Annotated in this window: 12 protein-coding genes; 3 read left to right on the top strand and 9 right to left on the bottom strand. The window is 59.1% G+C overall.

All coding sequences use genetic code 11. The annotated features are described in order from the left end of the window. Positions 1-77: 77 nt before the first annotated feature. Positions 78-1,313, bottom strand: coding sequence for an ABC transporter substrate-binding protein (locus tag GGD50_RS11205; protein ID WP_107108240.1), 1,236 nt, complete (start codon positions 1,311-1,313; stop codon positions 78-80). Positions 1,314-1,761: 448 nt separating this feature from the next. On the opposite strand from GGD50_RS11205, the gene GGD50_RS11200 reads away from it, so the two are divergent. Beyond that, entirely contained in the window at positions 1,762-2,793 is a 1,032-nt protein-coding gene (locus GGD50_RS11200; protein WP_107108533.1) for a LacI family transcriptional regulator, read from the top strand. An 83-nt stretch (positions 2,794-2,876) separates the two neighbouring features. Here GGD50_RS11200 and gndA read toward each other — a convergent pair whose 3' ends face one another. Continuing rightward, positions 2,877-4,304, bottom strand: coding sequence for an NADP-dependent phosphogluconate dehydrogenase (gndA, locus tag GGD50_RS11195; RefSeq protein WP_107108241.1), 1,428 nt, complete (start codon positions 4,302-4,304; stop codon positions 2,877-2,879). Between the two features lie 298 nt (positions 4,305-4,602). Between gndA and GGD50_RS11190 the strand changes: the two genes are divergently transcribed. Next, positions 4,603-5,001, top strand: a complete 399-nt coding sequence (locus GGD50_RS11190) for an SRPBCC family protein (protein ID WP_107108242.1) — start codon at positions 4,603-4,605, stop codon at positions 4,999-5,001. A gap of 61 nt (positions 5,002-5,062) precedes the next feature. On the opposite strand, the gene GGD50_RS11185 is transcribed toward GGD50_RS11190, so the two are convergent. From GGD50_RS11185 to GGD50_RS11155, 7 genes are all read right to left on the bottom strand, one after another. Next, positions 5,063-5,680 carry an ABC-type transport auxiliary lipoprotein family protein gene (locus tag GGD50_RS11185; RefSeq protein WP_107108243.1) on the bottom strand — a complete coding sequence of 206 codons (618 nt, stop codon included), beginning with the start codon at positions 5,678-5,680 and terminating at the stop codon, positions 5,063-5,065. A gap of 38 nt (positions 5,681-5,718) precedes the next feature. Continuing rightward, positions 5,719-7,089, bottom strand: a complete 1,371-nt coding sequence (locus GGD50_RS11180; protein ID WP_107108244.1) for an MlaD family protein — start codon at positions 7,087-7,089, stop codon at positions 5,719-5,721. 8 nt (positions 7,090-7,097) lie between these two features. Then, the gene (locus GGD50_RS11175) at positions 7,098-7,961 is read right to left on the bottom strand and encodes an ABC transporter ATP-binding protein (protein ID WP_107108245.1); all 864 of its coding nucleotides are present in this window, start codon (positions 7,959-7,961) and stop codon (positions 7,098-7,100) included. A 12-nt stretch (positions 7,962-7,973) separates the two neighbouring features. After that, entirely contained in the window at positions 7,974-9,134 is a 1,161-nt protein-coding gene (locus GGD50_RS11170; protein WP_107108246.1) for an ABC transporter permease, read from the bottom strand. A 154-nt stretch (positions 9,135-9,288) separates the two neighbouring features. Further along, on the bottom strand, positions 9,289-10,509 hold the full coding sequence (locus tag GGD50_RS11165; protein ID WP_107108247.1) for an MFS transporter: 1,221 nt from the start codon (positions 10,507-10,509) through the stop codon (positions 9,289-9,291). 165 nt (positions 10,510-10,674) lie between these two features. Further along, complete coding sequence (locus GGD50_RS11160; protein WP_107108248.1) at positions 10,675-11,481, bottom strand: UDP-2,3-diacylglucosamine diphosphatase; 807 nt, start codon at positions 11,479-11,481, stop codon at positions 10,675-10,677. Positions 11,482-11,593: 112 nt separating this feature from the next. Beyond that, positions 11,594-12,349, bottom strand: coding sequence for a glycerophosphodiester phosphodiesterase (locus GGD50_RS11155; protein ID WP_181316062.1), 756 nt, complete (start codon positions 12,347-12,349; stop codon positions 11,594-11,596). A 236-nt stretch (positions 12,350-12,585) separates the two neighbouring features. Here GGD50_RS11155 and GGD50_RS11150 point away from each other — a divergent pair, with 236 nt between their 5' ends. Further along, positions 12,586-14,898, top strand: a complete 2,313-nt coding sequence (locus tag GGD50_RS11150; RefSeq protein WP_107108249.1) for an NADP-dependent malic enzyme — start codon at positions 12,586-12,588, stop codon at positions 14,896-14,898. Positions 14,899-15,073: the final 175 nt, after the last annotated feature.

Here is a 15,073-nt window from a genome sequence, read left to right as displayed (position 1 = left end):
AGCCGGGTAACATGATGCGTCCCGACCGTGATACCGACCCACAAGGGGCCGGTATCACTACAGCGAGAAGATTGGGATCAATCGGCCGCAGAGATGATCTCGACGAAGCGCTTCTGCGCCGCTTCCGGCGTCATCGAAGGACTGGCGAAGAACTCGGAGAACAGATCTTCTTTCTGCTTCTGCGTATCGGCAGAGAGAAGTTGGTCCGTACCCTGGATCACATTGCCCTTCTTCAGAATCTCCAGGCCCTTCTTCATGCAGTCGTTCGCCGCTGCGAGGTCCACATCGCCACGCACGGGCAACGAGCCCTTCTTGAGATTGAAGGCAACCTGGGTCTTCGGATCGAGAAGCGTCTTGGCGAGAGCTTCCTGAGCCTTCGACTTCGCCTCGTCCTTCAGCAGCGGGAAGTAGAATGCGTCACCGCCCGTCGAGATGATTTCGTTGACACCGAGACCCGGAAGGCAGGTGTAGTCCGTGCCGGCCTTTTGCCCTGCGAGGGCAAATTCGCCCTGCGCCCAGTCGCCCATGATCTGGCCGCCGGCCTTGCCGGTGATGACCATGTTCGTCGCCTGGTTCCAATCCTGAACGTTGGAGCCCTTGGACATCTTGCGGGCGTCGTCGGCGGCCTTGAAGACCTTCGCGATTTCCGGACCGGCCGCTACTTTGGCATCCCTGTCGCCGAATACTTTCTGGTAGGTGTCCTTGCCGGCGATCGCGACCATCAGCACGTCGAAGGCACCGGTTGCCTGCCAGGGCTGACCGCCTACAGCGAGCGGAACGATGCCTGCCTTCTCCAGCGCGGGAGCGGCGGCGACAAATTCATCCCAATTCTTCGGAACCGGAACGCCGGCCTTCTTGAAGGCGGCATTCGAAAGCCAGAGCCACTGCCAGGAGTGAATATTGACCGGTGCGCAATAGATCTTGCCGTTGATCGTGCAGGAATCGAGCAGGCTCGACGGACGGATAATGTCCTTCCAATGCTCCTGCGTTGCGACATCGGTCAGATCGCGCATGAGACCGGCCTGCACAAGCTCCTCGGCCTGACGTCCATGGTTGAATTGGGTGGCACCCATCGGGTCGCCGCCGGTGATGCGGCTGACCATGATCGGACGCGCAGTGCTGCCCGAGCCGGCAATCGCACCATCGACCCAGTGATTGCCGGTCGCGTCGAACGCCTTTGCCAATTCGGCCACGGCGGCAGCTTCACCACCGGACGTCCACCAATGCGTTACTTCAAGGTCAGTTGCCTTGGCCGCACCAAGCGGCAACGCGACGGAAGCAGCCAGTGCAACGGCCATCAAACGAATATTCATGAGTTCTCCTCCCTCACTGAAACGTTACCGGAAAAACGTAGTCTAATCATTTTCAACGCGCAACCGCCCGCCCGCAAAATTTTTCAGCAAGCTCAAATATACCACTTAAGATTACATTCCTTCTCCTAAATAAGCCAAAGTGCCCGACTATTCATCTCATCATTTCCGGGTGACGAAGCAATTTAATTTATTGATTATATTTCGTTATTTTCATCATCATTCACCAGCTCCTTTCAATTGCCTTTCGCACTTGCAAAATTTTCGGCAGGACCTGTGGATTCAACTGCCGGGTATACCGGCTCTATCGACGTCAGAAAAAGCGCTCGACTTTTCTACTGTATCGTTACAGATTTTCGAGACGAGGGAGGAGTGACCACATCGCGCATATGCTTGCAGCGCTACGGCAGGCAATATAAGCGGATGGTCGCGGGAGGCAGCATTGCAGGACATGGACAGTAAGAAGATTTCCGGCGGCGGCACGCAATCCGCCCACGAGCGACCGACGCTCAAGACGATCGCCTTCATGACCGGGCTCGGAATAACCACCGTCTCACGCGCCTTGAAAGATGCTCCTGACATCGGCGCCGAGACCAAGGAGCGCGTGCGCATGGTCGCCCGGCAATTGGGGTATCAGCCCAATCGTGCCGGCGTGCGTCTCAGGACCGGGAAGACCAACGTTATCGCCCTGGTACTCAGCATCGACGAAGAAATCATGGGCTTCACCAGTCAGATGGTCTTCGGCATTTCCGAGGTTCTGGCCGGTACGCAATATCATCTTGTCATTACGCCGCACTCGCATAGCAAGGACCCGCTGGTCCCCGTGCGCTATATTCTGGACACCGGCTCGGCCGATGGCGTCATCATCTCACGCACGGAGCCGGACGATCCGCGTGTGGAACTCATGCACGAGCGCGGGATGCCTTTCGCGACACATGGGCGCACGAATATGGGAATTTCCCACCCTTTTCACGACTTCGACAACGAGGCTTTTGCGCGCGAGGCGGTGCGTGCCCTGGTCGCCAAGGGGCGGCGGCGGATCGCGCTTTTGCAGCCGCCGGGCAAACTCACCTATTACCTGCACACCCAGATCGGCTTTCAAACGGGACTGCGCGAATGCAACGCCCAGGAGGTTCCGCTGAGAGCCAGTACCGACACGACGCTTTCCGAAATCAAGGATACGGTCGAGGAACTGATGCGTTCCCCCCATGCGCCTGACGGCTTCGTCTGTTCCAGCAGCGCCGGCGCCATCGCCGTCAATGCCGGCCTCGAAGCGGCAGGTTTCCGTCTCGGCCACGATATCGATATGGTCGCCAAGCAATCGACGGATGTGCTGAGCTGGATACGCCCGGAAATCATCTCGATCCTCGAAGATTTTCGCCAAGCCGGTCGGGAACTGGGTAAGGCGGTCATTGCGCGCATAGACGGCGTCGAGCCCGAGTTGCTGCAAAGTATCAGCCCGCCTGTCTGGCCAAAGAGCTAACGAAGCTGACCTTCACAAGAAAAAGGCCCGCCGAAAATGTCCGGCGGGCCTTTCCTTTAGTCTCTTCAATCCGAAGCGGCGGATCAGCCGTTCGCGCCGCTGCCCCACGGGCCGTGATGGATGTCCTTGCCATCGACGCGGTCAAAACCATGGGCGCCGAAGAAGTCGCGTTGCGCCTGAATGAGGTTCGCAGTGCCGCGAGCTTGGCGGTAGGCGTCGAAATAGGTCAGCGCCGAAGCCAGAGCCGGAACCGGCAGGCCGGAAGCCGTGGCCGCAGAAACAATGCGGCGCAGCGACGGGATCGATTCCTTGACCATGGCGGCGAAGGCCGGCGTCACGATGAGGTTGGCGGCATCCGGCGCCTTGGTGAAGGCGCTGGTGATTTCATCGAGGAACTGCGAACGGATGATGCAGCCCGCGCGCCAGATCTTGGCGATGACCGGCATCGGCAGCGACCAGTTGAACTCCTTCGAGGCTTCCGCCATCACGGCAAAGCCCTGTGCATAGGCACCGATCTTGGCGGCAAAGAGTGCCAGCTCCAGATCCTTCAGCAAATCGGGACCAAAGCCGATCGGGAACTTATAATCCGGCGTGCCGAAAATCTCCTGGGCGGCTTCGCGCTGCCCCTTGATGGCCGACAGGCTACGAGCTGCGACAGCGGCTTCGATAGCGGTTGCCGGGATGCCCATGTTCTGAGCCTCGATGGCAGACCATTTGCCGGTGCCCTTCTGGCCCGCCTTGTCGAGGATGACGTCGGGCATGGCATTGCCGGTCGCCGGGTCCTTGGCGGCCAGAACCTTCTCGGTGATCTCGATCAGGTAGGAGTTCAGCCGGCCCTTGTTCCATTCGCCGAAGATGCCACTGATCTCTGCGGCGCTCTTGCCGAGGCCGTCGCGCAGGATGCCGTAGATCTCGGCGATCATCTGCATGTCGGCATATTCGATGCCGTTATGGATCGTCTTGACGAAATGACCGGCGCCGTCATTGCCCAGCCAGGCGACGCACGGATCGTCCTTGTACTTCGCGGCGATCGAAGTCAGCACCTTCTCGACGCGCTTGTAGGATTCTTCCGTGCCGCCGACCATGATCGACGGACCATGACGCGCGCCTTCCTCACCACCCGAAACACCCATGCCGATGAAGGTCAGGCCGGTATCCTTCAGACGGTCGAAGCGCGAAATCGTATCGCGGAAATTGGCGTTGCCAGCGTCGATCATGATGTCGCCCTTGTCGAGATACGGCTGCAACGCCGCCATCTGCTGGTCGACCGGCTCGCCGGCCTTGATCATGATGATGATCGGCCGCGGCGGACGGATCGCTTCGACGAACTCCTCGATCGTCTTGCAGGGAATGATCTTGTCTTTCAGCGCACCGGCGTTCGCATAGAACTCATCCGTCACCTGCGGCGTGCGGTTGAACACCGCGATTTTATTGCCCTTTTCGGCAATGTTGAGCGCCAGATTCGATCCCATGACAGCGAGACCGATCAGTCCGATTTCTGCCTTTTCCACGACAATCCTCCAATGGGCTGCGTACTGCGCTGCACGGCCTGAACACGGGCAAAGGACGCAATAACACTTTGAAATGACACATAACCCGAAAAAACTGACTCCGATTTTCAGGCTCTGCGTTAGCCGATGTTGTTGCACTCCGGGCGTGAAACGGCAAGCCTTTGCCGGCCTCGAATCGTCTCCATTGCAGGACCGTGCAAGAATGCCCCAGGATTCTTCAAGAACCGGCCTTTCCATTGAGCCGGTCCGTGCCCAATTCGGTAATTCACAAAGGACAAATATACAGGAGGAGGTATCCATGTCGACCATGACCGCAAAGATCGTTCATATCTCCATCGATCGCCCTTGGAAGGAAGTTTACGGCTTTGCCGGCCGTCCGGAAAACATGCCGCTCTGGGCCTCCGGACTCGCATCGGGTTTGGAGCAGGATGGCGAGGATTGGGTTGCCAAGGGCATTCTCGGCACCGTCCGCGTCAGCTTCGCGCCTCGCAACGAATTCGGCGTCATCGATCATACGGTAACAATCGAATCCGGCTTGAAGGTTCAAAACGCGCTCCGCGTCGTGCCGAATGGCGATGGCTGCGAGGTCATGTTCACGCTGCTAAGATTGCCGGGAATGACCGACGAGCAATTCACCGCAGACGCAGCGCACATCGAGAAGGACCTTGGCACGTTGAAGTCCCTGATGGAGCGATAGACGGCTCGGTCCTTTAGCAACTTCGGTACGAAAACTGCTTCGAACCTTACCTGGATTTGCTCTAAATCGAGCGCAGCGTCCAATCGACGAGTTCGGCCGTCACGCCGGCAAAGGCCGTGTCGAGCCCTCGAACGAAATCCGGATTGCTGCCGCCGCTGACCGGCACGACCTTGCGAAAGACATTCTGCGCCTTGACCGTGCCCGAGCGGTCGTTGAGAATCTTAACCGAGATTTCGACAGCAGCCGATTTCTGGCCCGCCGCCGTATCGATCTCAAAGGACCTGATATCCGTGACGATCTGATAGTCGATCGCCAGCCCCTGCCCCGGCACGCCGACGCCGCCGAGCTTGCCGGTGTTTTCGAAGGCTTCGACCAGCTTCGACTGCACTATCCGGCTCAGCTTGTCGCTCCACTGCGACTTGCCGAGATACTGAATCTCCCGGGGCGAAACGCGGATCACGATCTGATTGCTGTCGAGCGGCTGCAGCGCGGTCGGCAGCGGGATCAGAATCTGCCGGCGCTTCATCGACGGGCCGCTCGCCTTGACCGCGGCCGTGAGATCATACGTGTCATTGACGGCGGCTGAACCGCAACCGCTAAGTAAAGCTGCAAGCAGCGGCAGAACGATCGCTGCCTTTCGATTCACTTGAAAACGCTCACCCGAAACGCAACCAACCATAGTCAGCCTATCCCTTGCAGCCCAAAAATTGCTTTTCATTAACGCCTCGCCCGGCCGTCATATTGCTTGACGGTATCGCCGCCGAAAATCAGGCGCTGCGGATTGCGGTCGAAGTTAGTGATTGTATTGTTAAGGTTATTAACCGTGCCTCGCATATCGTTGACGAGAGACTGCACGTCGCGCAGGCCGCCGCTCGAGAACTTCTGCAGGTTGTCGGCGATCGGCCCGATCCGGGCGTTGAGATTGTCCGCCATCGTCTTGAAGGATTGGAGCGTGTCCCTTGCCTCCGCAAACAGCGACTTCGTATCGCCGGAGCCGAGCAGCGAGTCGACCTTGGTGAGAATGCCGTCGACCTTGTTGGAGGCGGAATTCAGCTTGTTGGAAATATCCTTGCCATTGGCAATCGTCTGATCGATATCCTGCTGATGAGCCGCAACCGAATTGGCAACATCGCGGATAGATATCACGGCCTTTCTGGCGTCCTTGGTCACCTCGGCGATATCGTCCATCGAACCCTTCACCTTGTTGGGATCGATCTGCGCTATGATCGCATCGACGCGGTCCAGGGTCTTTTGTGCATTCTCGCCGAAGGTCGTATAGGTATCGGCGGTCTTCTTGAAGGATGCGATCGTCCCCTTCAGATCGGTCGTCGCGTCAGCCACATTGGCGGTGATCTTGTCGGCATTGTTGACGACGTCATTGATCTTGTTCGCATCGACGGCGCGCACCAGCTTCTCGATCGCATCCAGCGTCGATTCGACACGAGGCGATACGCTCTTGATGGTATCGGAGAGCTGTCCGACGCTGGCGAGGAACTTGTCGATATTGTCGGAATTGTCAGCCAGCGCCTTTGAGAACTTCTGCGCGTTGCGCACCGTATCGGTCAGCGGCCCTCGGGAGTCGGAGATGAAGCCCTGGACGTCGCCAATTGTGTCGTTGGCGCGGTTCAGGATCTTGTCGGCGGTAGCAAGCAGGTTTGTCACGCTCGACTGGTCGGCGAGCAATACTGCCCGCTTACCGGTTTCGATCGACCGCTTGAGGATGTTCTCGTCGCCATTGCGACCGCCGGAAAGCTCGATATAGGCCGCACCCGTCAGGCCCTGGATTTCCAGAATGGCCTTGGTGGACGTATAGACCGGCGCGTCGGCGCGCACTTCGGTAAAGGCCAGCGAATAGTTCGGATCATCGGCATCGATCGAAAGCCCCTGCACGGAGCCGACCTGAATGCCATTGAAGCGGACGGGCGAGCCGACGCTGAGGCCGTTTGCCGAACCAGGAATGCGAACGACCAGCTCGGCCATCGGACCGCCGCGGCCATATTCCGCCATCCAATAGACAAAGCCGAAGGCGGCTGCGATGACCAGCAGCGTGAAGAACCCGACGATCGTGTAGTTGGCTTTGGTTTCCATTGTTCCAGTTACTTCTTGCGGCTGTTGGCGCCAGCGCCATTGTCGTCGTTGCGATTCCCTATGTCCTCCCGCGGCACGATTGATCGCGCACGTTTGCCCCGGAAATAGGACTGCACCCAAGGGTCGTCGCAGGCCAGCATGTCTTCAACCGTTCCCTCCACCAATACCCGCTTCTGTCCGAGAACGGCGATACGGTCGCAAACGGAAAACAGGCTGTCGAGGTCGTGAGTCACCATATAGACCGTCAGGCCGAGCGTGTCGCGCAACTTGGCGATCAGCTCGTCGAATTCCGCTGCACCGATCGGATCAAGGCCGGATGTCGGCTCGTCCAGGAAAACGAGATCTGGGTCGAGGGCCAGGGCCCTGGCAAGGGCGGCGCGTTTGATCATGCCGCCGGAAAGCTCGGACGGATATTTATCGGCAGCATCGGCGGCCAGGCCAACCATGCGGATCTTCAGATGTGCCAGCTCGTCCATCAGGGCCTGCGGCAGATCGAGATATTCCCGCATCGGTACCTGGATGTTCTCCTTCACCGTCAGCGAGGAAAACAGCGCGCCCTGCTGGAACAGCACGCCCAGGCGCATATCCAGCCTGTTGCGCTCCGGCTCCGAGAGCTTGTCATAGTCTTCGCCGAGGATCTCGATCTTGCCGGAACGGCGCGGCAGCAACCGCAGCACTGTGCGCAGCAGCACCGACTTACCTGCGCCGGAAGCGCCGACGAAACCCAGGATTTCGCCGCGATAGATATTGAGGTTCAACTTGTCGAGCACTACTTTCGATCCGAAAGCGACGGTCACGTCCTGCGCGGAGAGTACGATATCTCTGCCCTGCTCATCCTTGTCCAACGGGATTTCCGAGTGAAGCGCGCTCATCCTTGCCGGCCCTCAGAAATCGATCGCTGCGTAGAACATCGCAAACAGCCCGTCCATCAGGATCACCACGAAAATCGATTTCACAACGGACTGCGTCACATGCTGGCCAAGCGATTCGGCGCTGCCACCCACCTTCAGCCCTTCGACCGCAGCAACGATGCCAATGACCAGCGCCATGAACGGCGCCTTGATCATGCCCGAGATGACGGTGGAGAGACTGATCGCCTCGTGCAGGCGCGAAACGAAAGTGGCGAAGGTGATGCCGGAATAGGCCCAGGCGACCACAGCCGCGCCGCCAAGCGAGGCGAAATTGGCAAGGATGGTCAACAGCGGCAACGCGACGGTCAATGCCACCAGCCGGGGGAAGATCAGAACGCCGACCGGGTTCAGACCCATGACCTTCAGGGCGTCGACCTCTTCGCGCATCTTCATCGAGCCGATTTCGGCAGTAATGGCGCTGCCTGAACGGCCGGCGATCATGATGGCGGTCAGCAGCACGCCGATTTCGCGCAATTGCAGGATACCGACGAGATCGACGACGAAGATTTCGGCGCCGAAATAGCGAAGCTGGAATGCGCCTTGCTGCGCGATGATCGCACCGATCAGAAAGGACATCAGCAGGATGATCGGCACGGCGCGCACCGCCATATGGTCGATCTGATTGACGATCGAAGCCGGCGAAACACCGCTGCCGCGCCCGAACTTGAGCTGCGCGCCGCGCACCGCCGAACCGAGTATGTACATGGCCGCGACGAGATTGCCCCATATCTCGTAAACGCTTTCGCCGATCGGTGCGAAAATCCGTTCCGCGAGCGATTTCTTTGGCTTGGGCTCCGCCGCCTCCTGGTTCGGGTCTTCGGTAAAGGCGGTAAGCAGCTCATCGATATGGGGATTGGAGCCGTCGATGCTGACCGTAACGCCGTGCGCTTCCTGGCTCTCCCTCAGGCGACGGATCAGCAGCGCCCCCGCGGTGTCGACATCGGAGAGATCAGAGAGATCGATCACCACATGATCGCCGCCATGCTGTTTCGTAAGCTGATCGATCTGCCGCAACACGCCGTGCACATTGGCACTACGCCAATTGCCTTCCAGCCGATAGCGATGCCCGTTGCCATCAGGCTCGTCATCGATCCTCGGTGCATCGGGGCTTTGTTCGGCTGCTTTCAAACTCATGCGTCTTTCAGATCTTGCGTCACAATCGCCGACTCAGGAATCCCAGCTCGACGGTAATGGTTAATATCCGAGTGCATAGGCGATTTCCATGCCGCGCCGATGTCAAAATATGCCATAGCATTTTGATATCCAAATGAATTCGTTTTGCCCGCCTTCAGGAGGCCTCGCCCGCCCTTTCGCCAAACCCGGAACTGTGGGGCTGAAGATTGCGGGCAAGCACCACCATGGCGAGGCCGAAAGCTGCAACACCGGCCATGACATAATAGCTGGAAACACCGAGCCACGCGTAGAGATAGCCGGAAGCAAGCGTCATAAGCCCGAGAAACATGCCGTTATAAAAGAAATAAGAGCCCTGGGCGGAAGCCTCCTGGGCTTCCTGCACCGAGGCGACGATACGGCGCTGAATGCCGGTATGGACGCAGGCATAGGTGCAGGAATGAAAGCACTGCAGCACGAAATAGCCGATGAAACCGAAGTTGATCGGAAACAATATCCAGCGCAGGACACACATGCTTGAGCCGAAGAAAATCAGCGTCCAGGCGCTGAAACGACGGCTCAGCATCTTCGACATGAAGAAGACCATGACCTCCGCCGCGACCCCTATGCTCCAGAGGACGGCGATCTGCGTGCCGGAAAAACCGAGCGTCCGCCAATAGATCGACGCGAAGGTATACAGCACGGCATGGCTGGACTGCTGCACCGACACACCGATCATGGTGATCAACAACTGCGGTGAGCGCAGCCCGCCGCCGGTCGGCGCCTGCAGGTTGATCGGCTGATTGCGCCGGCGTGTCGGTCCAATGCGCGGACAGAAGAAGGCCATCACCGTCGTCAGGAAAAAGCCGCCGACCATGCTGGGCAGAACCATGCTGCCACCCCATTTCTGGATCATCTGACCGCCGATAAGGGTCGAGAAGATGAAAGCAATCGATCCCCATACGCGCATCGAGCCATAATCGAAACGCCAGCGCCGCACGCCGGAAATGGCGATCGATTCCACGACGGGTAAGTAAGGCGCGTATGTCGCCCCCTGAATGCCGTAGACCAGCAGAACCGGCCAGAAATCGCTTGTCCAGTAAAGCGCGATCGCCGTCAGCAGCGACAGTGCGCCCGACCAGAACAACACATTCGCACGTTCCTCGACGCGATCGGCCAGGATGCCGACAATGGGCACGACAAGAACGCGAACCACCATCGGTACAGCGAGGATGAGACCGATCTCGCGGTCACCGAAATTCAGTCCCGCCAGCCAGACGGGGAAAAACGGCAAGGCGATCCCGTTGACGAGCAACGGAGCACAATAGGACAAGGCGGTGCGCAAACGAAAATGCGGAGGAGCGCCCTCGCCCTGGAGAGATTTTGTCGCGGGAATCATGACAGACCTGAAGGGAAACTGATTGCTCCCTATCACTCCATCGTGAATACGACTATGGCGAGAAATAGCCCGATCGAAACGTTTCAGGGAAAATATGAGGCTGCAATCAGATAACGACGATCAAAAAATGTGACGGCGCGTTATCGGATGCGTGAGCGGCGCATATTATGCCGCCCGCACCCCAAGGGTTTCCGACAGATCCTCGATGGCGGCGCCGACCGGCTGTACCTCGGTGATCGTCTGCCAGGTGATCAGCTCGAAAGTGCCGTCTTCATGCTCGGCGATCGCCGTGCAGCTTTCGACCCAGTCGCCGGTGTTGATATACCGGATGCCATCGAAATCCTCGATGATGGCGTGATGGATGTGGCCGCAGATGACGCCGTCGGCATCGTTGCGCTTGGCCTCTTCGACCACAACGCGCTGGAACTCGCCGATGAAGTTGACCGCATGCTTGACCTGAAGCTTCGCCCAGGCCGAGAACGACCAATAGGGCATGTTCAGGCGGCGGCGAACCGCGGCGAGGCCGACATTGATGAGGATCGCCATATCGTAAGCCCAATCGCCGAGATAGGCGAGCAGACGCGCGTTGCGGACGACGACGTCGAATTCGTCGCCGTGCAGGACGAGGTATTTCTTGCCGTCAGCGGTCTCGTGGATCGCCCGCTGCGCCACTTCGATGCCGCCGAAATGCATGCCGGGGAAATCGCGCAGGAATTCGTCGTGATTGCCGGGGATATAGACGATGCGGGTGCCCTTGCGCGCTTTACGCAGCAGCTTCTGCACCACGTCGTTGCAATCCTGCGGCCAGTACCAGGTGCGCTTCAGCCGCCAGCCGTCGACGATGTCGCCGACAAGAAAGATGGTGTCCGCTTCGTGATGGCGCAGAAAATCGATCAGATAGTCCGCCTTGGCTGCTTTCGAGCCGAGGTGCACGTCAGAAATGAATAGCGTTCGAAACCGCCTGACATTCATGTTTTCATTCACGAACTCTATGTCCGTGCCCTATCCTACGTTGGCTATTCCAAAACCAGACTCGTGTTTCAGGATGATGACAAATCCTGTGCGATAGGACTATCGCGCAAGATCAGCCGCGCTTTGCAGCTATGGCGAGATCTGGGCGATCGGTTGTGAAACTTGCGACACCGAGGCGAAACATCGCCTTTGCTGCCTCGCTGGTGTGAGCCGCCCAGCCGTGCACCGTCACGCCGTTTTTCCGAAAGAACTCCGTTACTTCGGCATCGATGGACTCGGCCCGCAAGGCAATCTCGCGGACGCCAAACCGGCCGAGTGCGGCAATGACGCCTCTCCAGCCGATTTGCGCGACCATCAAGGGCGAACAGAGAAAGATAAGGCCCAGAAGTTCGCCGGCATTCAGGCCACGCTCCTCCAGCGCGACGCTGAAAACCTCCAGGCGCGGGAGCGCGAAACTGGTCACCATTGTCCGCTGCAGCATGTCGGTCGCCAACAGCTCGTCCGCAATACGGCCTTCCATGCCTTCATAGGGTTTTCCGTCCGGCCTCGCCTTGATCTCCAAGCGAAGGTCGACCGCGGACGGCCCGAAGATATCGATGGTCTGGGCAAGTGTCGGAATGGTCTCGCCGCCACTGCCGATGACGATATGGCGCATCAGTTCGTCATAGCTGAAATCGGCGATCGCGCCCTTGCCATCCGTCATGCGGTCGATCAACGCGTCGTGATGGATGACAAGCTTGTTGTCACGCGTCTGGTGCACATCGAATTCGACGAGATCGACATCGAGCTTGGCGGTTTCGGAAAAGGCGAGCCGGGTGTTTTCAGGCCACAGATGCGTACCGCCGCGGTGGGAAGCGATGAGGGTCATGAGCGTTCCTCCGTTTTTGCCCTCATAGGCCAGCGCCGTGACCCCCATGTGACGCATTTTCGCCCTTCGCTTACCATCGGGTCCGGAAGTCAGCGTTTGCGGACCGGAAAAACAATTCTGAAAACGACGCGACAAAAAACCTTCTGTCCGCGTCAATTGCATACTGTGCACCCTGGGTGATTGATGTATGCAGGGGGAATCAAACGCGAGCGCGCAAGCAGGAATGGAGGAGCGTAATGGATACGCACGACACATCGAAGGCAGCCAAGAACATGGCGAGTGGCAATCTCGACGACCAGGCTCTCTTCTTTCATCGCTATCCCCGTCCCGGCAAGCTGGAAATCCAGGCGACGAAGCCGCTCGGCAACCAACGCGACCTGGCGCTTGCCTATTCTCCCGGCGTTGCCGCGCCCTGCCTTGCCATCCGCGACAATCCGGAAACGGCCTTCGACTACACCTCGCGCGGCAATCTCGTCGCGGTCATCTCCAACGGTTCGGCCGTCCTCGGTCTCGGCAATATCGGTCCGCTTGCCTCCAAGCCCGTAATGGAAGGCAAGGCTGTACTCTTCAAGAAATTCGCCGGCATCGATGTCTTCGACATCGAAGTTGCCGCACCCACCGTCGATGAGATGGTCAGCGCGATTTCCGCGCTGGAGCCGACCTTCGGCGGCATCAATCTGGAAGACATCAAGGCGCCCGAGTGCTTCGACGTCGAACGTCGTCTGCGCGAAAAGATGGAGATCCCGGTATTCCACGACGATCAGCACGGTACCGCCATCATCGTTGCCGCCGCTATTCTCAACGGGCTTGAATTGGCCGGCAAGAAGATCGAAGACGTCAAGATCGTTGCTTCGGGCGCCGGCGCGGCGGCGCTTGCCTGCCTCAACCTGCTGGTCATCCTCGGCGCCAAGCGTGAAAACATCTGGGTCCACGATATCGAAGGCCTCGTCTATGAAGGCCGTACCGAGCTGATGGACGAATGGAAGTCCGTTTATGCCCAGAAGAGCGATAAGCGCGTGCTTGCCGAGTCGATCCCCGGCGCCGATGTTTTTCTCGGCCTCTCTGCCGCCGGCGTATTGAAGCCTGAGCTGTTGGAGCAGATGGCGGAGAAGCCGCTGATCATGGCGCTCGCCAATCCGACACCAGAAATCATGCCGGATCTCGCCCGTGCCGCCCGACCGGACGCGATGATCTGCACCGGCCGTTCGGACTTTCCGAACCAGGTCAACAACGTCCTCTGTTTCCCCTATATCTTCCGGGGCGCGCTCGACTGCGGCGCCAAGACGATCAACGAGGAAATGAAGATGGCCGCAGTGCGCGCCATCGCGTCGCTTGCCCGCGAGGAGCCGTCCGATGTTGCCGCACGCGCCTATACCGGCGAAACGCCGGTCTTCGGGCCGAATTACCTGATCCCCTCGCCCTTCGACCCGCGTCTGATCCTGCGCATTGCGCCCGCCGTTGCGAGAGCCGCGGCCGAAAGCGGTGTGGCCCTGCGCCCGATTGCCGATTTCGACGCCTATATGGACGAACTCAACCGCTTCGTCTTCCGCTCCGGCTTCATCATGAAGCCGATTTTCGCCGCAGCCAAAACCGCGGAGCGCAAGCGCGTCGTCTTCTCCGAAGGCGAGGATGAGCGCGTGCTGCGCGCTGCCCAGGTTCTTCTTGAAGAAGGCACTGCGGTTCCGATCCTGATCGGACGTCCGTCCGTTATCGAGACCCGCCTGAAGCGCTATGGCTTGAAGATCCGGCCGAATACCGATTTCGCCGTCATCAATCCGGAAGACGATCCGCGCTTCCGCGAATATGTCGAGCTCTATTTCTCGCTGGTCGGCCGCAGCGGTGTCATTCCGGAAGCAGCGCGAACGATCGTGCGCACCAACACCACCGTCATCGGCGCCCTGGCGCTGAAGCGCGGCGAGGCCGATGCGCTGATCTGCGGCCTCGAAGGCCGTTACGAACGCCATCTGCGCGTCGTACGCCAGATCATCGGCAAACGCCCCGATGTTCGCGATTTCTCGGCGCTCAGCCTGCTGATCTCGCAGCGCGGCGCGACCTTCTACACCGACACCTATGTCACCTTTAATCCGAATGCCGAGGAGATCGCCGAGTCGGCGGTGCTGGCAGCCGAAGAAATCAAACGCTTCGGCATTTCGCCGCGGGCCGCTCTCGTTTCGCATTCGAATTTCGGGTCGCGGGAATCGGAAAGCGCGACCAAGATGCGCAATGCCCTGGCGCTTGTCCGCGAAATGGCACCGGAGCTGGAAGTCGACGGCGAAATGCATGGCGACAGCGCCATCTCCGAAAGCCTGCGCCGTCACGTCATGCCGGACAGCACGCTTACCGGCGAAGCAAACCTGCTGGTCTTCCCAAATCTCGACGCCGCCAACATCACCCTCGGCGTGGTCAAGACCATGACCGACGGCCTGCATGTCGGCCCGATCCTTCTCGGCACGGCGCTCCCCGCCCACATCCTGTCGCCGTCCGTCACGTCGCGCGGCGTCGTCAATATGGCGGCCCTTGCTGTGGTCGAGGCTTCCCAGCCGAATTGAGGCAACAACCTTGTCGGACCGTCTTCTGAGGCGGTCCGACGGGCTCATGGCGGTCGGTTTCCGATTGTGTCGAAAATTTGCCTGGCAAAGTCACCAAACGGCGACAAGAGGCGAAGCCATGCTCCGTCTTTGATCATTTCGCAGGAATCCTCCTACCAGAAGTGTATTTCTGATA

The organism is Martinezella paranaensis (genome assembly GCF_014200235.1).
GTDB lineage: Bacteria > Pseudomonadota > Alphaproteobacteria > Rhizobiales > Rhizobiaceae > Rhizobium > Rhizobium paranaense.
The sequence above is the reverse complement of the archived record's forward strand: the minus strand, read 5'-3'. Positions and strand labels throughout refer to the sequence as shown.

Excerpts from the sequence above, each read along its gene's own strand:
- GGD50_RS11205 (WP_107108240.1), bottom strand. The coding sequence starts at position 1,313 with ATGAATATTCGTTTGATGGCCGTTGCACTGGCTGCTTCCGTCGCGTTG.
- GGD50_RS11175 (WP_107108245.1), bottom strand. The coding sequence starts at position 7,961 with ATGAGCGCGCTTCACTCGGAAATCCCGTTGGACAAGGATGAGCAGGGC.
- GGD50_RS11200 (WP_107108533.1), top strand. The coding sequence starts at position 1,762 with ATGGACAGTAAGAAGATTTCCGGCGGCGGCACGCAATCCGCCCACGAG.
- GGD50_RS11155 (WP_181316062.1), bottom strand. The coding sequence starts at position 12,349 with ATGACCCTCATCGCTTCCCACCGCGGCGGTACGCATCTGTGGCCTGAA.
- GGD50_RS11160 (WP_107108248.1), bottom strand. The coding sequence starts at position 11,481 with ATGAATGTCAGGCGGTTTCGAACGCTATTCATTTCTGACGTGCACCTC.
- GGD50_RS11180 (WP_107108244.1), bottom strand. The coding sequence starts at position 7,089 with ATGGAAACCAAAGCCAACTACACGATCGTCGGGTTCTTCACGCTGCTG.
- GGD50_RS11150 (WP_107108249.1), top strand. The coding sequence starts at position 12,586 with ATGGATACGCACGACACATCGAAGGCAGCCAAGAACATGGCGAGTGGC.
- GGD50_RS11165 (WP_107108247.1), bottom strand. The coding sequence starts at position 10,509 with ATGATTCCCGCGACAAAATCTCTCCAGGGCGAGGGCGCTCCTCCGCAT.
- GGD50_RS11190 (WP_107108242.1), top strand. The coding sequence starts at position 4,603 with ATGTCGACCATGACCGCAAAGATCGTTCATATCTCCATCGATCGCCCT.
- GGD50_RS11185 (WP_107108243.1), bottom strand. The coding sequence starts at position 5,680 with ATGGTTGGTTGCGTTTCGGGTGAGCGTTTTCAAGTGAATCGAAAGGCA.
- GGD50_RS11170 (WP_107108246.1), bottom strand. The coding sequence starts at position 9,134 with ATGAGTTTGAAAGCAGCCGAACAAAGCCCCGATGCACCGAGGATCGAT.